Source organism: Lactobacillus laiwuensis, assembly GCF_019972835.1.
In the GTDB taxonomy this organism is placed as follows: Bacteria; Bacillota; Bacilli; order Lactobacillales; family Lactobacillaceae; genus Lactobacillus; species Lactobacillus laiwuensis.
Window position 1 is genome coordinate 1 of the sequence record NZ_BPPB01000031.1, and the last position, 4,167, is coordinate 4,167.

The window sequence follows — 4,167 nt, forward strand, 5'->3', positions numbered from 1 at the left end:
AGGAACTCCTTTTTCTAATGTTTTAAGAAATTAATTTAAGGAATTATTCATCCTTACACAAACTATTTTACGGTCTCTTAATCAATAAACTGAAATCATCATCAATTATATTTAACTAAATATTAGATACTATAATATATAATAGTACGCGTGGTGCTAGTTAAATCGTTTTAGTTAATAAAAAAGTCCAATCTTGTTAGACTCGACTTGTAAATAGTAATAATAGAAAAGAGTCTGATCTGATTGAACTGCCTTAAGCTTAGGCATTTTAGCCACCATTTACAAGCTAGTTTTAAAGATTTAGTGATAATTTGTCGGCACTGGTATCGTTTGTATGCACCGGCTGAGTTTACTCATCGGCGAAATATTGATCAAATTAAAACTACGGACAGTCTGATTTTGGCTTTACTTATCTGGCAAGCTAAGACAGGAATTGAATCACAAAGAAGATTCTGTGAATATTTCAATTGTTTATCACACTCACGTTTTAATCGGCGTTCACGTCAGCTATTGCAATTGATTTATCAGATACGGCAAGAAATGAATAAAAAGGTTGACCTGAATGGACAGTTCTTGATCATTGACAGCTTTTCGGTACCTGTTTACCAACCAATTCGCAACTATCGTGCTAAAATTTTTCGCGGTTATGCCAACATTGGTTATAAGGCCACCAAGAAAATTTACTTCTATGGTTTCAAAGTTCATGCCATTGTTAGCGATGACGGTTACATTCTTGATTATGTCGTAACAAAGGCATCAGTTCATGATGCCAGGGAGACAGTTGAACTGATGGAAAATACCCATCCATCTAATTACTATCTTCTTGGCGACGAAGGCTATTTAGGCAAAGAACTGCATCAACAGCTAAAACAAATGGGTTACGAACTTTGGACACCATATCGTAAAAATATGACAGGAGCTAAAAAGCACAATGATCATCAATTGATGGCTATTCGCAGAACAATTGAAAGCGGCTTTTCGCTTCTGACCTATTACAATACCGAGAACAATCGAGCACGTAGTCTGATAGGCTTTCAAAGCCGGTTGGAAATTGCAATTTTAGCTTATAATTCGGCTTATTGTCTAGAACGATTTAACTAGCACCACGCGTACGTTTATGGTTCAATCTATGTTGCCCCAACTCCTGTTACTATTGACGGTAGCCAATACTATAAAATTTCAGGCAAGGATCAATATATCAAAGTAACCAACATTGATGGTGTAACTAGAAAAATTACACATAATGCTTATATCTACCGGACTTCTACTCAAAGAACGCCATATGGTATGACTGCAAGCAGTAAGAAGTGGAAATTCTACAAGGGAAAAACTGTAACCACATACGGTGGCTCCTACAAATTTAAGAATGGTAAACGTTACTTTAGAGTAGGTGGTCCAAGAAAACAATATATTAAGTCTTACAATTTAGGACCAGTTATTAGTTCTAACATTAGTGCTGCTACTACAACAACTACTTCCAAGACAAATACAACTAACACTTCATCAAAAAATGTTGATGAGACTACCGTAACTGTTGATGTCGCAAAATATTATAGAAAGACCGCACCTATCTTGACCTTTACTAGTGATGGTAATCCAAAAATTGTTAAATCAGTTCCTAATGGTACTAAGTTTACCGTAGACCGTTTAGAAAGTGGTGACCGAGCTGATAAAGTGGCATATGCAGTTGGTTCATTTAATGGTGATCAAACTATTTACCATATCAAGGGTATAGATAATTGGATTTATTCAATTGATGTTAAGGCTGATAAGAAGTTACCTGTACATGATTATAATGCAGAGAACTTTTCTTACATCACCTTCCCTAAAGCTACCGATGTTTACAATGCCGATGGAACTATTCAAAACCATAATGGTCAAAAGATCATAAAGCAAATGGGACACTTAAAGGTAGACAAATTAATGTATATTTGGGTTCCGAGCGAAAATAAAGCTGAATTATTCTATCACTTAGTTGGAACCAGTTTCTATGCAACTACTACTCCAACAGCAAGACAAAGTAAAATCGATGTAGGACACGACGCTTATGTTAAAGCTGATGATGTTAAATTTGCCGGAGGAATTAAGTTAACACCATCTAACACTCCAGAAGAAGCACAAGCTGCTGCTTTAAAGAAGTAAAATACGTAAAAAATAGACTGTCGTTATGACAGTCTATTTTTCTTTACCTTAGTAAAATCATACTTTCTATATTTAAGTGCAACATTTTTATCCATAAAAATCGCACCGTTGATGACACTAGGATCAGTCCCATAGCTTAAGAAGAGACAATCATGGTTCTTAAATTGACCAGGTTGATAATCTAAGTTCACCAGATCCAAGAAGCCGCGCACTTTTAACGAATTACCTTGAGTATCAATTAGAACAATATTGCCAGAGTATTTTTTATTTTGTTTTTCAGAGTGACGATTCAATTTTAAATTTGGATCAACTTTTTGATAAGTGACATCGCCGTTAACCGTGTGCTCAGTAATCACGAGTTTTCTAGCCCTTTTAGAATAAGGATCGCCGCGATACCAGGTACCACGGTACTGGCTAGGTACAGTTGTAAGTTTAAAGCCCTTATATTTTTTATGAATATTAATGCGAGGAGCTTCACTAGATGATTTAGTCTCATGACGTACAATTTTTGAACTACTTGATGATTGTGAACTTAAATTTGATTTTGCTGTTTGCTTATTGCATCCCGTCAATAGCGCAGCGGCCATTACACTGATTAAAACAATCGCTTTTTTCATATTTATTCTCTTTTCTTAAATTTAATCTCAATTATAAAATATCTTTGAACAAAATAAAAGGCGACTTAGTTTGCCGCTTCTTTTGCAAATAGCATGTTGATTCCACCAATGAGGACGAATACTGCGCAAAGAATAATTAAAATCTGATCGCCTGAATGATCGAGCATGATCCCAGCAACTACGGAGCTGATTGGACCACCAATTGAAGTACTAGTGCGAATCGTGGTTAGCACACGTCCTAAATATGCATCTTCCGTAGTAATCTGAATCATTGATTCTGACAGAATATTTTGAAAACTAGTTAGAAAACCAAACAAGGCGATGAGCACACTTAATGCAAGCCAATTAGACAGGAAGAAGATCATCATTAATAAAGGAATGGTACTAAGCATCCAAGTGTAGGAGATCGTTTTAACTGTAGGAGTTAGCTTGCCCGAGATGAGTGTTCCTAAGAGAAAGCCGCCGACAAAGCAAAGATAGAGTGTACTATAAAGTCCAGTAGAGCCAAGCTTATCGGCTAGTTTAGGTAAGAGAATAATTAACGCTGGTGAAACGAAGGAATAGCAGATACATGACCAAAAGTAGTATTTAAGAAACCTATTTTGGCGAATATACTTTAAGCCGCTGAACACTTTTGCGCGATAGTTATTAGTTTTATCATCAGTATCGTTTGCTTGAGGTTTAGTCGATGGAATTTTTCTTAACGCAATGTACAGGAAGAAGATACTAATCAGACTTAAGCAGCTACAAACCAGCATCAATTGGCCAGCGATTAAAAGACTCAATAAAACACCTGAAAGGGCAGTACCAGCGATATTCACAACTTGATCAATCATACTCAACTTTGAAATTAAGCTGTTTAAATCTTTTTTAGAAGGGACGCTTTCTTTAAGGATTGCACGATCGGCCGGACTGAAGAATTCATCGCACATGGACATAATAGTAGAGATTAAAATGGTCAAAACTATGTCGTGACTCAGCCAGAACATCACTGCCGTTAAAAGGAATAACAAGATAGTTTGAACTAATAGGGATGTTTGACTGGTTCTCTTGAAGGAATGCTTATCAATAATTGGACCGTAAAAATTGATAAGGCAGCGGTAATTGAGAAAATCGCGTTAGTCAAGCCGACTAAAGATGATTTGCCGGTTTGGGTTTGCAGCCACCAGATGATGATCATGCCAAAGAGAGAATTGGATAAAAGCATGGTGGCTCGAGATAATAGGTAAATTTTCTTTTCTAACATTCACAACAACTCCAATTAGATATATGTATTGCGGTTAGTATGCCATAATTTTTATTATATTAAGAAAAAGTTAAAAAAGTAAATCGAAACTGTCAAATTTTTTGTGTAAATAGATTTTTCTCGTAGATTGATTTTTTAATCTTTTATTTAATCAAAGTAGGA

General features: G+C 35.8%; 4 protein-coding genes and 1 pseudogene. 2 read left to right on the forward strand and 3 right to left on the reverse strand.

Features of this window, described 5'->3' with window-relative positions; all coding sequences use genetic code 11:
- Positions 1-243: 243 nt before the first annotated feature.
- Positions 244-1,101 carry an IS982 family transposase gene (locus LDM92_RS09670; protein WP_198214155.1) on the forward strand — a complete coding sequence of 286 codons (858 nt, stop codon included), beginning with the start codon at positions 244-246 and terminating at the stop codon, positions 1,099-1,101.
- A gap of 9 nt (positions 1,102-1,110) precedes the next feature.
- A pseudogene (locus tag LDM92_RS09675) lies at positions 1,111-2,142 on the forward strand (SLAP domain-containing protein); the annotation flags it as partial.
- Positions 2,143-2,165: 23 nt separating this feature from the next.
- Here LDM92_RS09675 and LDM92_RS09680 read toward each other — a convergent pair.
- The 3 genes from LDM92_RS09680 to LDM92_RS09690 form a co-directional block, all read right to left on the reverse strand.
- Positions 2,166-2,759, reverse strand: coding sequence for a hypothetical protein (locus LDM92_RS09680; RefSeq protein ID WP_198214157.1), 594 nt, complete (start codon positions 2,757-2,759; stop codon positions 2,166-2,168).
- Between the two features lie 65 nt (positions 2,760-2,824).
- A complete protein-coding gene (locus LDM92_RS09685) occupies positions 2,825-3,850 on the reverse strand; it encodes an MFS transporter (protein ID WP_223903053.1) in 1,026 nt (341 codons plus the stop codon).
- The gene (locus LDM92_RS09690) at positions 3,784-4,005 is read right to left on the reverse strand and encodes a hypothetical protein (protein WP_223903052.1); all 222 of its coding nucleotides are present in this window, start codon (positions 4,003-4,005) and stop codon (positions 3,784-3,786) included. Before LDM92_RS09690 ends, LDM92_RS09685 begins: the two co-directional genes overlap by 67 nt.
- Positions 4,006-4,167: the final 162 nt, after the last annotated feature.

Coding starts and splice junctions, on each gene's coding strand:
- LDM92_RS09680 (WP_198214157.1), bottom strand. CDS start 2,759: ATGAAAAAAGCGATTGTTTTAATCAGTGTAATGGCCGCTGCGCTATTG.
- LDM92_RS09690 (WP_223903052.1), bottom strand. CDS start 4,005: ATGTTAGAAAAGAAAATTTACCTATTATCTCGAGCCACCATGCTTTTA.